At 58.8% G+C, this 15,205-nt stretch carries 14 protein-coding genes and 1 tRNA gene; 7 read left to right on the forward strand and 8 right to left on the reverse strand.

The genetic code is table 11. The annotated features are described in order from the left end of the window. The first annotated feature begins 8 nt into the window (after nt 1-8). On the forward strand, nt 9-1,388 hold the full coding sequence (locus CWM58_RS12020) for a glycoside hydrolase (RefSeq protein WP_100680990.1): 1,380 nt from the start codon (nt 9-11) through the stop codon (nt 1,386-1,388). A gap of 336 nt (nt 1,389-1,724) precedes the next feature. Here CWM58_RS12020 and CWM58_RS12025 read toward each other — a convergent pair whose 3' ends face one another. From CWM58_RS12025 to CWM58_RS12035, 3 genes are all read right to left on the reverse strand, one after another. Continuing rightward, nucleotides 1,725-2,447, reverse strand: coding sequence for a MurR/RpiR family transcriptional regulator (locus CWM58_RS12025; RefSeq protein WP_061152928.1), 723 nt, complete (start codon nt 2,445-2,447; stop codon nt 1,725-1,727). A gap of 159 nt (nt 2,448-2,606) precedes the next feature. Next, nucleotides 2,607-4,925 (reverse strand): alpha-xylosidase, encoded by a 2,319-nt coding sequence (yicI, locus tag CWM58_RS12030; RefSeq protein ID WP_100680991.1) that lies wholly within the window; start codon nt 4,923-4,925, stop codon nt 2,607-2,609. Between the two features lie 12 nt (nt 4,926-4,937). Beyond that, nucleotides 4,938-6,332 (reverse strand): glycoside-pentoside-hexuronide family transporter, encoded by a 1,395-nt coding sequence (locus CWM58_RS12035; RefSeq protein WP_061152926.1) that lies wholly within the window; start codon nt 6,330-6,332, stop codon nt 4,938-4,940. Between the two features lie 292 nt (nt 6,333-6,624). On the opposite strand from CWM58_RS12035, the gene CWM58_RS12040 reads away from it, so the two are divergent. The 4 genes from CWM58_RS12040 (at nt 6,625) to CWM58_RS12055 (ending at nt 8,766) form a co-directional block, all read left to right on the forward strand. Beyond that, nucleotides 6,625-6,719 (forward strand) — tRNA-Sec (locus CWM58_RS12040). A 167-nt stretch (nt 6,720-6,886) separates the two neighbouring features. After that, on the forward strand, nt 6,887-7,354 hold the full coding sequence (locus CWM58_RS12045; protein ID WP_100680992.1) for a DUF3237 domain-containing protein: 468 nt from the start codon (nt 6,887-6,889) through the stop codon (nt 7,352-7,354). Nucleotides 7,355-7,466: 112 nt separating this feature from the next. Then, nucleotides 7,467-8,474, forward strand: a complete 1,008-nt coding sequence (locus CWM58_RS12050) for a zinc-binding alcohol dehydrogenase family protein (protein WP_100680993.1) — start codon at nt 7,467-7,469, stop codon at nt 8,472-8,474. A 1-nt stretch (nt 8,475) separates the two neighbouring features. Then, entirely contained in the window at nt 8,476-8,766 is a 291-nt protein-coding gene (locus CWM58_RS12055; protein WP_100680994.1) for a putative quinol monooxygenase, read from the forward strand. A 49-nt stretch (nt 8,767-8,815) separates the two neighbouring features. On the opposite strand, the gene CWM58_RS12060 is transcribed toward CWM58_RS12055, so the two are convergent. Beyond that, the gene (locus CWM58_RS12060; protein WP_100680995.1) at nt 8,816-9,514 is read right to left on the reverse strand and encodes a winged helix-turn-helix transcriptional regulator; all 699 of its coding nucleotides are present in this window, start codon (nt 9,512-9,514) and stop codon (nt 8,816-8,818) included. 382 nt (nt 9,515-9,896) lie between these two features. On the opposite strand from CWM58_RS12060, the gene CWM58_RS12065 reads away from it, so the two are divergent. Continuing rightward, entirely contained in the window at nt 9,897-10,946 is a 1,050-nt protein-coding gene (locus CWM58_RS12065) for an NAD(P)-dependent alcohol dehydrogenase (RefSeq protein ID WP_100680996.1), read from the forward strand. Here CWM58_RS12065 and CWM58_RS12070 read toward each other — a convergent pair. Together CWM58_RS12070 and CWM58_RS12075 are read right to left on the reverse strand one after the other, a co-directional pair. After that, the gene (locus CWM58_RS12070) at nt 10,943-11,896 is read right to left on the reverse strand and encodes a GlxA family transcriptional regulator (protein WP_061152920.1); all 954 of its coding nucleotides are present in this window, start codon (nt 11,894-11,896) and stop codon (nt 10,943-10,945) included. The two genes, CWM58_RS12065 and CWM58_RS12070, sit on opposite strands and share 4 nt — an antisense overlap. Nucleotides 11,897-11,917: 21 nt before the next feature. Next, nucleotides 11,918-12,697: an MBL fold metallo-hydrolase gene (locus CWM58_RS12075; RefSeq protein ID WP_100680997.1), complete on the reverse strand. Its 780-nt coding sequence runs from the start codon at nt 12,695-12,697 to the stop codon at nt 11,918-11,920. A gap of 167 nt (nt 12,698-12,864) precedes the next feature. On the opposite strand from CWM58_RS12075, the gene CWM58_RS12080 reads away from it, so the two are divergent. Further along, the gene (locus tag CWM58_RS12080; protein WP_100680998.1) at nt 12,865-13,425 is read left to right on the forward strand and encodes an NUDIX hydrolase; all 561 of its coding nucleotides are present in this window, start codon (nt 12,865-12,867) and stop codon (nt 13,423-13,425) included. Here the strand turns inward: CWM58_RS12080 and CWM58_RS12085 are convergent. Beyond that, entirely contained in the window at nt 13,415-14,269 is an 855-nt protein-coding gene (locus CWM58_RS12085; RefSeq protein ID WP_002922972.1) for a DMT family transporter, read from the reverse strand. The two genes, CWM58_RS12080 and CWM58_RS12085, sit on opposite strands and share 11 nt — an antisense overlap. A 25-nt stretch (nt 14,270-14,294) precedes the next feature. Continuing rightward, a complete protein-coding gene (nlpA, locus tag CWM58_RS12090) occupies nt 14,295-15,104 on the reverse strand; it encodes a lipoprotein NlpA (protein WP_100680999.1) in 810 nt (269 codons plus the stop codon). Between the last annotated feature and the right edge of the window lie 101 nt (nt 15,105-15,205).

The following is a 15,205-nucleotide window of genomic DNA, read 5'->3' on the forward strand; positions in this document are numbered from 1 at the left end:
GAGTTTGTATGAAATTAACCGTATTAGGCGGGGGCGGCGTTCGCTCTGCATTTTTAGCGAAATCTCTGGCCTATAACGCTCACCGCATTGGTTTAACAGAAGTGGTTTTTCTCGATAACTCTGCTGATAATCTGGCGATATTTGGCGAAATTGCCCGCTATGTATTTAATACTATTCGCCCGGATATTCAGTTTAGTACCACTACCGACCCGGTCGCGGCGCTGCAGGATGCCAACTATATCATTACCACCCTGCGGGTTGGCGGTGACGAAAGCCGCATTCGCGACGAACGCATTGCGCTACAGCATAACACCCTCGGCCAGGAGACCACCGGCGCCGGCGGCTTCGCGATGGCCATGCGCTCGATCCCGGCGATCCTTCGCTATTGCCGGCTGATCGAAGAACATGCCGCCGAAGACGCCATTCTGTTTAACTTTACCAACCCGTCAGGCCTGGTGACGGAAGCGATCATCAAGTCCGGTTTTAAGCGCCGGGTCTATGGGATCTGCGATGCTCCCTCCGAGCTGATTCGTGAACTGCCAGCGATCCTTGGCTGTGAGGAACGCGACCTCAGCGTGGAATGCTATGGGCTGAACCATTTCTCATGGTTTACCCACTTCACCGTACGCGGGGAAGAGGTGACCGAACGGCTGATCGCCAGCCCGGAACTGTACCAGAAGACGGCGATGCAGTACTTCTCCCCGGAGCTGGTGCGGCTTTGCGATAATCAGCTACTCAATGAATATCTCTATTATTACTACTATCGAGAGGTGGCGCTGAAGGCGATTCAGGAGGCCGGCGAGACGCGCGGAGAGCAGATCGCCCGTATCAATCATGAGATGCGCGAAGCGCTGCGCACCGTGGATGCCAGAACGCAACCGGAAGCCGCTTTCACCATCTGGATGCAGCATTACCTGCGCCGGGAAAACAGCTATATGCAGAATGAGTCGCAACAGGAAAAATTCCACACCCGCGAACCGCTGACGCTGCGCCAGTTTATCGAAGAGCCGGACACCGGCGGCTATGCCGGGGTGGCGCTGGATATTCTGGAAGCGGTGAACAGCACCACCACCAAGCGTATCGTGGTATCGATCCAGAATAACGACACGCTCGACTTTTTGCGCCCTGACGACGTGATTGAGATCAGCTGCGACCTGAGCCGGGATGGCCTCAAGCCGGTGACGCCGGTGAAGGTGCCGGCGGCGCAGAAGAATATGATTTCCTGCGTGAAGGAGTATGAGCGGCTGGCGGTGGCGGCAATCCTGCAGCAGGATAAATCGCTGGCGGTGCGGGCGCTGATGGCGCACCCGCTGATCGGTTCATATTCGCTGGCGAAAACCCTGGTCGAGGCCTACCTCGACGATGAGCAATTCGCCGCCTGGCAGTAACCCGCATTGTCGATGGGATCCCCCCGCTCGCGCTGCGCTTAGCGGGGCTACGAACGGAGCGGTTTTTATTTTATGTAGGTCGGGTCAGGCGTAAGCCGCCACCCGACAAAATAGCCGCATCACCCGGTAGCCCGGATAAGGCGCAAGCCGCCATCCGGGAACTCCCCCCGCTCGCGCCGCGCTTAGCGGGGCTACGAACGGAGCGGTTTGTGTTTTATGTAGGTCGGGTCAGGCGTAAGCCGCCACCCGACAAAATAGCCGCATCACCCGGTAGCCCGGATAAGGCGCCAGCCGCCATCCGGGAACTCCCCCCGCTCGCGCCGCGCTTAGCGGGGGCTAACTATTGCTGCGTACGCTGGTAAACCACATCTTCAATAGTCGCTCAAAGCCTAAGATGCAGTAGCCGAAAAACGGATTGCTCCAGTAAATATCATCATCGAACTTCTGCGGGTCGTGAATAATAAACGCCGTATCCGCAGCCTGCGCCAGCGGGCTTTGATAATCGCCGGTAAAACAGACCAGATTAATCTCTTTCCCCTCCAGGGCCTTCACCCAGTTGAGCGCCGAGCTGCTGCGCCCGGATTTAGAAATTATCCAGATGGAGTCGAAGCGGGCGGCGTTTTTCTGTTCGAGGATTTCGTAATCGGGCCACAGCGCCAGGCTGGCGTTGACGCCGGTGACGAGGAACTTGTTATAAATATACTGGGCAATGAGCTGCGAAAAGCCGCTGCCGTGGATCAGGACGCGCTGCTGCGCAAGGCTTGCCAGCAGCGGCGTCAGTGCTTCTTCCGGCTGAACGCTCATGTAGTCGATATCGTTGGTGACATCGAGCTTCGGCATGGTGATATTGAACTTGATGAAATAGACCAGCTCCAGCCAGCCGCTGAACTTCAGTTTCTTCGCCAGCCGGACCAGCGAAGAGGGATTGCTGTAGCACTGTTCGGCCACAGCGCGGACTCCCTGGCGGATACACTGCTCCGGGTCGTTCTGAATAAAGCGCAGCACGGTCATTTCCGTTTTGCTTAGCTTCACGTCACGAAAGATATTTTCTAAGTCCATGGCGGGCTCCTCTCAACGGCAGAATACGCTAACACCGTTGGGCGACAGCGTCTGCGGCCTGAGTCACCACTATGAAATGAACGTTACTTTTTGTACAAAAATGGAATAAAAAAACCCTCTCCGCCGGGCGAAGAGGGCTGCAGCCGTTAAGATGGTGTTTTACAGGGTAATCGTCAGCGTATTGCCCTCGGCGCTCACTACCACACCCCATTCGCTGCCGGCCTGAGTCCCGCCCTGCACGCCCGCGACCTGCGGGATATTACGCAGGCACAACGTCCAGCCGAGGGCCTCGCCTTCGCCGCTCACGGCGATGGTGTTGCCCTGTCGCCTGGCCTTCAGGGTGAAGATCGTCGATCCGTCTGCCGCCGGAACGTCACAGCGTGCCTCACGTCCATCCTCGAGGTGGAACAGCTGGAAGGCGGTGCCCTCATGCCAGGCATAATCGGGTTTCAGGTCGTTGTTGCCCAGCGCCAGCAGGGTGTTGTCGCGAACGTAGACCGGCAGGCTCAGCGCATCGTGATGCTGCTTATACCAGCGGCTACCCGGCAATTCATCGTTATGCCACAGGTGCGTCCAGCGCCCTTCCGGCAGATAAAACTGCACCTCGCCCGCTTCGGAGAACACCGGCGCCACCAGGACAGAATCGCCGAGCATATACTGACGGTCGAGATAGTCGCAGGCCGGATCGTCCGGGAACTCGAGCATCATCGCGCGCAGCATCGGCGTACCGAACTCGTTGGCCAGCGCCGCCTGACGATAGAGATACGGCATCATGCGGCATTTCAACTGCGTGAAGTGGCGCACCACGTCACAGGACTCTTCGTCGTAGGCCCATGGCACCCGATAGGATTTGCTGCCGTGCAGCCGGCTGTGGCTGGAGAGCAGGCCGAAGGCGCACCAGCGCTTGTAGACGTGGGCCGGCGCGGTGTTTTCGAAACCGCCGATATCGTGACTCCAGAAACCAAAGCCGGACATGCCGATCGACAGCCCGCCGCGCAGGCTTTCCGCCATCGATTCGTAGTTGGCGTAGCAGTCGCCGCCCCAGTGCACCGGGAACTGCTGCGCGCCCACCGAAGCGGAGCGGGCGAACAGCACCGCCTCCTGCTCGCCGACGGTCTCTTTCAGCACCTTCCACACCAGTTCGTTATAAATGAAGGCGTAGTGGTTGTGCATTTTCTGCGGATCGGAACCGTCAAACCACTGCACATCGGTCGGGATACGCTCGCCGAAGTCAGTCTTGAAGCAATCGACCCCCATCGCCACCAGGCCTTTTAGTTTGTCAGCGTACCACTGGCAGGCTTCCGGGTTGGTGAAGTCATAAATCGCCAGCCCCGGCTGCCACTTATCCCACTGCCACAGCGAACCGTCCGGGCGCTTCAGCAGATAGCCCTTCTCTTTCAGCTCCTTGAACACCGGCGAGCGCTGGCCGATGTACGGGTTGATCCACACGCAGACCTTCAGCCCTTTCGCCTTCAGACGCTTGATCATCCCTTCCGGGTCCGGGAAAGTTAGCGGATCCCATTCAAAATCGCACCACTGGAAGGCCTTCATCCAGAAGCAGTCGAAGTGGAAGACGTGCAGCGGCAGATGGCGCTCGGCCATACCGTCGATAAAGCTATTCACCGTCGCTTCGTCATAGTTGGTGGTGAACGAGGTCGTCAGCCACAGACCGAACGACCATGCCGGCGGCAGCGCCGGGCGGCCGGTGAATTGCGTATAGCGGTTAAGCACCGCTTTCGGCGTCGGGCCGTCGATCACGAAGTACTCGAGGTGTTCGCCTTCAACGCTGAACTGGACTTTAGAGACTTTCTCCGAGCCCACCTCGAAAGAGACGCGCTGCGGATGATTCACCAGCACGCCGTAGCCGCGGTTGGTCAGGTAGAACGGAATATTTTTGTAGGATTGCTCAGTGCTGGTGCCGCCGTCTTCGTTCCAGGTTTCTACGGTCTGGCCGTTGCGCACCAGCGCGGTAAAGCGCTCGCCGAGGCCATAGACGGTTTCGCCGACGCCGAGGTCGAGGCGCTCAAACATATAGTTGCGCTGGGTCTTACTATCCTGCACGTAGCCGTTGTTTTTCAGCTGGCTACCGGTGATACGCACGCCGTCGCGCAGAAAATCCAGCGCCCAGAATTCACCTTTAGTCACGCGCACGCTGAGGCTGCCGCTTTTCAGCTCGGCGAACTCGGCCGTATTTTCTATTTCGACATGGACGTCTTTCTGCACGTTCAGCGGATAGTGCGGGCCGTTATCCAGCGCGCCCTGGAAGTGCTCCATGCGCACGCCGATTATCCCTTCCTGAGGCGAGAAAAAGCGCAGGGTGAACAATGGCGTATCCAGCTGCCAGGCGCGTTCGCGGACATCGCGCGGCGCGGCATAGACCACCATTTCATTCCCCTGCTGCTCCACCTCGTAAACCTGTACGGGTTGGATCAGGTTGAGCCCTGGTTGAATGAGCCAGTTTCCATCACTGATTTTCATTAAAACGTCCTCTTAGTTTTGCCATTCTTTGTCGATCGGGGCTGCCGTGAATTCTTGTTCGTTGCGACGCGCGCCCTCGGCCAGCTCGGCCATCATTTTTTTCAGGAACGGCGTTTTCAGCGTGTAGTAGCGTTTGGCGATTACCGCGCTCAGCAGGTAGCACACCGCCGGAACGAGGGTGAACAAGGCGATAATGATGGTGAGGGTGGCGCTGTTCTGGGTTTTAGCGGCGGCGTCATAGCCGCCGCCGGCCAGCATCCAGCCGATCAGCGCGCCGCCCAGCGCCAGCCCCAGCTTGAGCACAAACAGGGTGCCGGCAAAGCTGATGCCGGTCAGGCGTTTGCCGTTGCACCATTCGCCGTAGTCGACGGTATCGGACATCATCACCCACTGGATTGGCGTCACCAGCTGGTGCAGTACGCCAATGACGAAGATAAAGGCGAACATGGTGATTTCGGCGTCCATCGGTATGAAGAACATCGCCACGCTAAGCACCGCCAGGAGGGCGTTGGTCCACCAGAAGACGCTGACTTTGCATTTCCAGTCGGTCAGCGGTTTCGCCAGCGCCGAGCCAATCAGGTTGCCGACGCAGTAGGTGGTGAGGAAGACGGTGAACAGCGCCGCCGAACCCATGATCCAGGTGGTGTAGTACATCATCGCGCCGCCGCGAACGCAGACCGCGAGGATATTGAGGATGGTGAGCACGCCAACCACCCGCCACTGGTCATTGCGCCAGATATCGCGCAAGTCTTCACGCATCGAGGTGCTGCTCGGCGGCGCTTCGACACGCTCTTTGGTGGTGAAAAAACAGAAAGCCAGCATCAGGAAGGCAATCACCGACAGCACCGCGATGCCCCCCTGGAAGCCGAGCGCTTTGTCTTCGCCGCCGATAAAGTTGACCAGCGGCATCATCAGCACGGTGGAGAGCATGCCCCCCGCCGTCGCCAGCACGAAGCGCCAGGACTGCAGCGAGATGCGCTGCGTCGGGTTGTCGGTGATCACGCCGCCCAGCGCGCAGTAGGGGATATTCACCACAGTGTAGAGCAGGGTCAGCAGCGTGTAGGTCACGGCGGCGTAGATCAGCTTACCGTTGTGGCTTAAATCCGGTGAGCTGTAGGCCAGCACGCAGACGAGGCCGAACGGGATGGCGCCGAAGAGGATCCATGGGCGGAACTTACCCCAGCGGCTACGGGTGCGGTCGGCAAGAAGGCCCATGCACGGGTCGGAAATCGCGTCCAGCGCGCGCGCCAGCAGGAACATGGTGCCGACAAAGCCGGCGGGGATACCAAAAATATCGGTGTAGAAAAACATCATGTACAACATGACGTTATCAAAAATGATGTGGCTGGCGGCGTCACCCATGCCGTAGCCAATTTTCTCTTTGACGGACAAAATGTGATCTTTCATATGCACACTATTCCCTTAGCGGCACCGCGGATTGGTACCGGTTACGATTTTTGTAAACCTTTGCCGCAGTAAGAGGAATTGCGATATCTCGTTATCAGATTACGTTTCTTGTTTTCTGTGATCGTGGTAGGGATTCAGGGAGTGAAAAAGTGTAACTCACGGATTTTGTGAGGATTTGTCCAGGACTGTTCTGTAAAGTCCAGTTTTAACAGTAAAAAAGTGCGTTTAGGTATGTGGTAAACGGCTGAAAGTAGCTATAATGCGCCCCGCCTCCATGTAGCAATCGAGGCGCGGAAGATCGTCATCTCCGGTGAGGTGGCTGGACTTCAAATCCAGTTGGGGCCGCCAGCGGTCCCGGGCAGGTTCAACTCCTGTGATCTTCCGCCAGTTTGCCTCTGCTCCCCCACAGCCACGCTATACCAACCTGAGCCCCCCCAAACTCATCATCCCAGCCAATCATTTTCATCCAAACCCTGCGTTATTTTGTCTCTCGCAAACCCGTTACACTGGCGCGGTGGCCGCGTGCCGTTGCCAACCGAAACAGGAGAGCCATAATGACCCCCGAACTCAGACACTGTTTTTCCATTACCATCCAGGTTGATAAACCGATAATTGTCTCCCGCAGCCCGCAGACCGGTAAGCGCCAGCTGATCCCGATTATCGGCGGCAGCGTCTCGGGTCAACTTCGCGGCCACGTATTACCGGGCGGCGTCGACAGCCAGATAATCGAACCCGACGGCACCTGCAGGCTGTCCGCCCGCTATGCCCTGCAGGTGGCGGAAGGGACAGTCTATGTGGAAAACAACGGCATCCGCCGGGTGCCGGCCCAGTATTATGACCAGCTGTTCGCCGACGATATGCGCTTTTTTAGCGATATTCCGCCAGAAACCATCTATTTTCGCACCGTTCCCTCCTTCGAGGTGGATACCCCCGCGCTCAGCTGGCTAACCACCTCGCTGTTTATCTGCTCCGGCGGACGAACCCAGGATGGGGTGATGCTCGATTTCTATCAGGTGGGCTGATTTTCACTTTCTGTGTATAACTGTTATTGCCGTTAGCCCGTTTTTCCCCTTCCGGCAGCGGTCTACGATGGCGTCCTCTCTTCCTTTACCCGAATCGCAGACCGGAGCAGTTATGAAAGCTATCGCTATTACTCAAGCCGCCGCTGACGGCAACAACATCCCTTCTTTAACCGAGATCGACCTGCCGGTCCCCACCGCCCACGGGCGTGACCTGCTGGTCGCCGTGAAAGCCATCTCGGTCAACCCGGTAGACACCAAAGTGCGCGCCGGCTTCCAGGGCGACACGCCGCGGGTGCTGGGCTGGGACGCCGTTGGCGTGGTGCAGTCCGTTGGTGAGGAGGTGACGTTATTCGCCCCGGGCGATGAGGTCTGGTACGCCGGCGCGCTGGGCCGGGCCGGCAGCAACAGTGAATATCAGCTGGTGGACGAGCGCCTGGTGGCGCACAAACCGCGCACCCTCGATAACGCCGCTGCCGCCGCGCTGCCGCTGACGGCGATCACCGCCTGGGAGCTGCTGTTTCACCGTCTCGGCGTTAAGGAAGGCGGCAATGCGGGCGACACGCTGCTGATCGTCGGCGCGGCGGGCGGCGTGGGGTCTATCCTGACCCAGCTGGCCAGCAAACTGACCGCCATGACGGTGATCGGCACCGCCTCGCGTCCGGAGAGCCAGCAGTGGGTCCGCGAGGCGGGCGCGCACCATGTGATCGATCACAGCAAGCCGCTCGCCAACGAGCTGGCGCGCATTGGCATCACCTCGGTGACCCATGTCGCCAGCCTGACCAACACCGAGCAGCACTTCAACGCGCTGATCGACGCCCTCGCCCCGCAGGGCAAGCTGGCGCTGATTGATGACCCGGAGACCCTGGACGTGGTGCCGCTGAAAGCGAAAAGCCTGTCCCTGCACTGGGAATTTATGTTCACCCGTTCAATGTTTGAGACGGATGATATGATCGCCCAGCATCAGCTGCTCACCCGTGTGGCGGCGCTGATTGACAGCCACACCATCAAAACCACGCTCGGTGAACACTACGGCGCCATTACCGCCGCCAATCTGCAGAAAGCGCATCGTCAGCTGGAAACCGGACGCGCCGTCGGCAAGATTGTGCTGGAGGGATTTTAAGATGATCTCGCTTATCGCCGTGCTCAGGGCGAAACCAGGCCAGACGGCGGCGCTGCGCCAGGCTTTGCAGGCGCTGCTCCTGCCGACGAGACAGGAGCCGGGCAACCTCGACTACGCCCTGTATCAGCTGCGCGACGCGCCGGACACCTTCTATATGCGCGAGGCGTGGCAGGGACAGGACGCCCTCGATGCGCATGTCGCGATGCCCTATTTTCAGGGATTCATCGCCCGGATGGAGAGTCTGCTGGCTGAGCCGCTGCGGCTGGACTATCTGACGCCGATTGAGCCCTAAGCGGACCTGCAGGCGAGGGGCGAGAAATGACGTTCTTCGCCTGCCAGGCTCAAAAATTGGCGGGAAGCGGGTGGGCGATGGTCTCCAGCACTCCACGGTGGATGATAATATAATCGCCTTTGCGCAGCTCCGACAGAATCGACATAATGCGGCTACGCGACAGGTTGGTACGGCGTTGTATAAAACTTAACACATTGATTGGGCTACGATACGTGTCCGGATAGACCGCCAGCTCCATTAATAGGGTTCGCACCATCTGGTAAGAGTCCACGCCCAGTAGTTCCTGCTCACGCATGCTTAATACCATCAACCGCTGTGCCAGAATATGGGCAAGGTCCTGCCACAGGTTTTTCTCATTCAGAATATCGACCGCCGCCTGGTGTCTTATCCAGCGCCCGCGCAAATCCGTCTCGGCAAACAGGGAACAGTGGCGCTTATTCGGAAGACCGTTAAACACGCCATAACCATCAATTAATCCCAATATTGAAGGCGGAAGGATCGTCGATATCACCATTTTTTTTTCCGCATAACAAAGTGAAGCCACCCCTTCTTCGAGGAGAATTAATCCGGCTTCGCCCTGGGTTGTGGGGAAATGGTAATAGGTCGACTGCGCCAGTTCAAAAGGAATGCTGGCAGGCCGAAACGCAGATACTAAGGATTCCACGGCGAATAAGGGTTTTGTCCGTCGTCCATAAAAAAAAGAAGGTAATGACGGAGAATTCTGGCTGTTGGCATCAGGTTTCGACATCGTGTTGAGTCATCAAGTCAGGTTGAAGAAGATCATTTTCAGTCACGCATAGTATCAACGGGCGCGACAATCAATGAAAAACAAGTCGTTACCATAATAAAAAGAGTGTAAACATCATTATCAGCAATAGCGTCTCTTCGCTATCATATACGATAAAACAATAATATTTTCGTAAATACTAATAAAGCTTAGTCGATTTAATGCTTACTCCACGGCATTATTTACAGGCCTGATCGTTGCCCGCAAACAGCGTGCCTGATATTTCCCGCGGTACGTTCTCTTCTCGCATCTCGCCCACTCCAGGCTACGCTTATCGATGCCACTCACCAGCCGCGTCCATCTTCCGTTCCACGCAAACAATTCATCAAGTAGAGGTTTCGCTATGCAGATCAACGCTATTGGTACCTACTCCGCCAGCCAGCCGCTGGAATCAATGGCCATCACCCGCCGCGAGCCGGGGCCACAGGATGTACAGATCGCCATCGCCTACTGCGGCGTCTGCCACTCCGATCTCCACCAGGCGCGATCGGAGTGGGCGGGAACGCACTATCCCTGCGTGCCGGGGCATGAAATTGTGGGCCGGGTGACCGCGGTCGGCAACGCCGTCTCGCGCTACGCCGTCGGCGATCTGGTCGGCGTCGGCTGTATGGTCGATAGCTGTCAACAGTGCGAAGAGTGCGCTGAGGGGCTGGAAAACTACTGCGACCACATGGTGCTGACCTATAACGGCCCGACCCAGGATGCACCGGGCCACACGCTGGGCGGCTATTCCCAGCAGATTGTGGTCAAAGAACACTACGTGCTGCGGATAACCCATCCCGAAGCGCAGCTGGCCGCCGTCGCGCCGCTGCTGTGCGCCGGGATCACCACTTACTCGCCGCTGCGCCACTGGCACGCCGGACCGGGTAAAAAAGTCGGTGTGGTCGGCATTGGCGGCCTCGGGCATATGGGGATCAAGTTGGCCCACGCCATGGGGGCCCACGTGGTGGCCTTTACCACCTCCGAATCCAAACGCGAGGCGGCCAGAGCGCTGGGTGCTGATGACGTGGTGGTGTCGCGCAACGACGACGAAATGGCGGCCCACGTCAAAAGCTTCGACTTCATCCTTAATACCGTGGCGGCGCCGCACAATCTCGATGCCTTCACCACGCTGCTGAAACGTGATGGCACCATGACCCTCGTGGGCGCTCCGGCCACGCCGCATCCGTCGCCAGAAGTGTTCAATCTGATCTTCCGCCGCCGGTCAATTGCCGGCTCGATGATCGGCGGTATTCCGGAAACTCAGGAGATGCTCGACTTCTGCGCCGAACACGGTATCGTCGCCGATATCGAGCTTATTCGCGGCGATGAGATCAACGAAGCCTGGGAAAGAATGGTCAAGGGTGACGTAAAATACCGCTTCGTGATCGACAGTGCGACCCTCGCCGGCTAAGCGCCGCGGCGAAAGGTACGCCGCCACTCCGCCGGGCTGACGCCAAAGCGCGCTTTAAACTGCTGGCGCCAGGTGACCGCTGAAAGATAACCCACCGCCTCCGCCACCTGTTCGACCGGCAGATCGCCCGCCTCAAGCAGACTCTGGCTGCGGCGCAGACGTTCGGCGGTCAGCCAGTCGGTAATGCTCATCCCGGTCGCCCGGGCGAAGTGGCGGGTCAGGGTACGGCGGCTCATCGCCACCACCCGGGCCAGCGAATCGAGACTATGCGGCTCGGCAATATGCTGCTGCAGATAATCCAGCAGGCAGTTAATCCGCGCATCGCGGGTATTTTTCGGCACCGGCTGGGCGATAAACTGCGCCTGGCCGCCTTCGCGGTGCGGCGAAACAATCATCCGCCGGGCGATCTGATTGGCCGCGAGGCTGCCGAAACGCTGGCGGATGAGATACAGGCAGCAGTCCAGCGCCGCTGCGGTGCCCGCCGAGGTGATCACCCGCTGGTCATCCACATACAAGGCGTTGATATCCAGCTGCACCTGCGGAAACAGGCGCTGAAAATCCTGCTCGAACTCCCAGTGAGTCGCCGCTCGCCTGCCGTCCAGCAGCCCGGCGTAGCCGAGGACGAACGCGCCGAGACACAGGCCGACGATTTCCGCGCCGTTATCCCGCGCCCGCACCAGGCTATCAAGCAGCGCCTGCGGCGGACGCCGATCGACCTCACCCCAGTAAGGCACCACCACGATATCCGCCTGTTCCAGCGCGGCGAAATCGCCGGTGGCGTACAGCGCAAAACCATCGCGGGCGCGCAGCAGCCCCGGCCGCTCGGCGCAAATGTGCAGGTTAAAGCGTTTGATTTCAGAGACCGAATCGCCAAACAGCATGCAGGGGACGGCGTAGTGAAACGGGCTAAAGCCCTCTACAGCGACAATCGCCACGTCGGTGAGTTTCATCGTCCTTTCCCCTTGCGCATGTTAATAAACGACGGTTTCCCCATCCTGCGGGATACTCACCACATCGGCAATCTGATTATCCACCGCATACTGGCGCATCTCTTCCCGGCTCACCAGACAGTGGTTGACCGCCTCGAGGTGGATAGCCATGATTTTCGCTTCCGGCAGGGTGAAGTGCACGTTCAGGAGATCTTCCTTGCCCATGATTATCGGGCCAAAGCCGATGACGTGGGCGTAGCCGGCGTTCAGCACCACCACGTCCGGGCGCAGCTTCAGCAGGTCAGCTTCAATTTCATCACGCCAGATGGTATCCCCCATCAGCCACAGCGTCTTCTCCTGCGGATGGCGAAACACCACGCCGCAGGCCTCGCCCAGGCGTTCAGCCATCGCCGGCACCGCGTAGGTCCGGTCGCTGCCGTGTTGGCCGGAGGTGGTTTTCTGCAGGCGCACGCCGGCAAATTCGCTGTCTGCCGACAGCAGGCGCAGATCCTGAAATCCCTGGCTGCGCAGCAGCGCGGCGTCGACCTCATGCTGGACGAACACCGGCAGGGTTTTCGGGATCGCGGCGATCGCCGCCGCGTCCCAGTGATCGTCATGGGTATGGGTGACGATCACCGCATCAACATCGATAATTTTATCGCGGGAAAAAGGCAGCTCAACCAGCGGATTGCGCAGCTCGCTACGCGCGGTGCCGGGAAAACCTGGCCAGGCGCCCTTGTCCGCCAGCATCGGGTCGATGAGAAATCTTTTCCCGGCGTAGTCAATCATCTGGGTCGCATTCCGGATATGGGTGATGTTCATGTTGGCGTTCCTCTGTGGGGTCATCTGACGAACATCGTACTGAGTACCAGCCTGGCTCAACAGGGGCATTTGGGCAATGATCGATGAAATCGGGCCAACCTGCGGCAGTTGCCATCCGCCTCCGGCTATGTTGTTCTTAAGGCTCAATTTTTGACAGGAGTGGCACGATGAAAAAGAAACTGACCGCCGCCGATATGCACGACCCGCAGGTCATCGCCGAGACGCCGTGGTTCAGCATGCGTAAGGTGGGTATTGATGTCGCCCCCGGCGAGCGCCGCGACTTTTACGCCATTCACTATCCGCGCCCGGCAGTGGGGATTGTGGCCATTCAGGATGAGAAAGTACTGCTGATTCGCCACTACCGCTACCTGATCGATAAGGTGGTGTGGGCGATCCCCTCTGGCGGCGTCGATGAAGGGGAAGACCCGGCGGTCGCCGCGCTGCGCGAACTGCGGGAAGAGACCGGCTGGCAGGCGCAACACGTCGAGGAGATCATTCGCTTCAACCCCTCCTACGGCAGCAGCGATCAGCTGTTTATTACCTGGCTGGCTACCGATTTACGCTGGGTCGGCATGGACGCGGATCAGGATGAGGTGATGGAAACCGGCTGGTTTACCTTTGAGGAGATAAACCAGCTGATCGCCCGCGGCGAAATGCCGGACGGGTTGTCGCTGGTGCCGCTGCTGCAGCTGATGGCGCAGCAGCGAAGCGGCCCGCTTACGGCTTAAGCATCCGCCAGCGGAACCACAGCTGGGCCACCAGGATCAGCACGCCGCCGATAATCTTCTGCAGCGGCAGCTGTTCGCCGTACCACAGCGCGGCGGCAATGACCGTCAGCAGCGGTTCGAGCACCATGATGATCGCCGCGCTGGCCACCGCCGCGTACTTCTGCCCCTTCATCTGCAGACCGAAGCGCAGGCTGGTGGCGATGACAATGCTGGCCACCAGCCAGCCGAGAGTCGGCAGGGTCATCGGCTGGTCCCAGCGTTCAACGGCAGCGGAGATGGTCAACCCGACGATACCAGTGATCGCCAGCTGCACGGTGGTCAGGGGGATCAGCGGTACTTCACGCGCGCAGCGGCTGGTGTAACAGAACCAGATCGACTGCACCAGCGCCGTCAGCAAAAACCAGCCCTGGCTGGGGTGGAAGGCTATCGGCATATGCAGACTGAGCAGCCCCAGGCCCACCACCGCGATCGGCAGGCACTCCCACCAGGCGCGCGGCGGGCGTACCTTCATCATCACCCACGCGGTCAGCGGGACGAACATCATCGACAGGCTCATGATAAACGCCCCTTCGCCGAGCGACGCCGTCGTGGAAACCGAATAGATCCACAGGCAGAGGTTGAGGGCAAACCAGAGTCCGCTGATGATGAGCTTTGGCCAGTGCTGCTTTTGCGGGCGAAAACCGCGGCAGAACGGCAGCAGCAGCAGCGCGGCGAAGAAAAAGCGCAGCCCAAGAAACGCGAATACCGGCATGCCGGCGATCGCTTCACGGGAAAATATCCAGCCGCAGGCGGCAATCACCGTCGCGGCAATCAGCAGCAGATCAGCCTGCCGTTGGCGTACCATACGCGCCTCTCCCTGTGAGATTGGCTTACCAGCCCGGCACCGCGCCGCCGTTGAAGATAGTCTCTGCCGCCTTCGCCACCTCCGGCGACTGATACGACTGCATAAACTCCTTCACGTTTTCCGCGTCTTTATTGTCTTCCCGGGTCACGATGATGTTCACGTAGGGCGAGTTTTTATCTTCGATAAAGATGCCATCGCGAACCGGCGACAGCCCGGTTTGCTGCAGGTAGGTGGTGCTGATGATAGCCACGTCGACTTTGGGATCGTCGAGCACGCGCGGCAGTTGCGCCCCTTCCAGCTCCATAATTTTCAGGTTATGCGGGTTGTCGGTGATATCCACCGCCGTCGGCAGCAGGCCGGTGCCGGCTTTGAGGGTAATCAACTTCTCTTTTTGCAGCAGCAGCAGCGCCCGCCCGAGATTGGTCGGGTCGTTGGGGATGGCGATCGTCGCGCCGTCTTTCAGTTCGGCGACTGACTTGATCTTGCGGGAATAGCCGGCCATCGGGAAGACGAAGGTATTACCGACCGCCACCAGATGATAGTTATGCGCTTTGTTGTCCTGCTCAAGGAAAGGCCGATGCTGGAAGACGTTGGCGTCCAGATCGCCGGCGTTGGTCGATTCGTTAGGCAGCAGCGAGCCGCTGAATCCCACCAGCTCGACGTCCAGACCGTACTTCTCTTTGGCCACCTTCTTCGCCACTTCCGCCACATCCTGCTCGGCGCCGTTAATCACACCGACCTTAATGTGTTTTGCGTCATTCCCCTTTTGGTCGCAGCCGACCAGTACCAGACCCGCCAGCATCACTGCGGCGGCGGCCCGTAAACGTAATCTCATCCTCTTCACCCTGTCTGTCCTGACTGTCATTGTTTTTTTCGTGCAAAACTATAGCGACTTTCGGGTCGGGTAATAAACAGCAAACCACGCAACTGGAAATA

Source organism: Klebsiella sp. H-Nf2, assembly GCF_002806645.1.
GTDB classification, from domain to species: Bacteria; Pseudomonadota; Gammaproteobacteria; order Enterobacterales; family Enterobacteriaceae; genus Klebsiella; species Klebsiella variicola.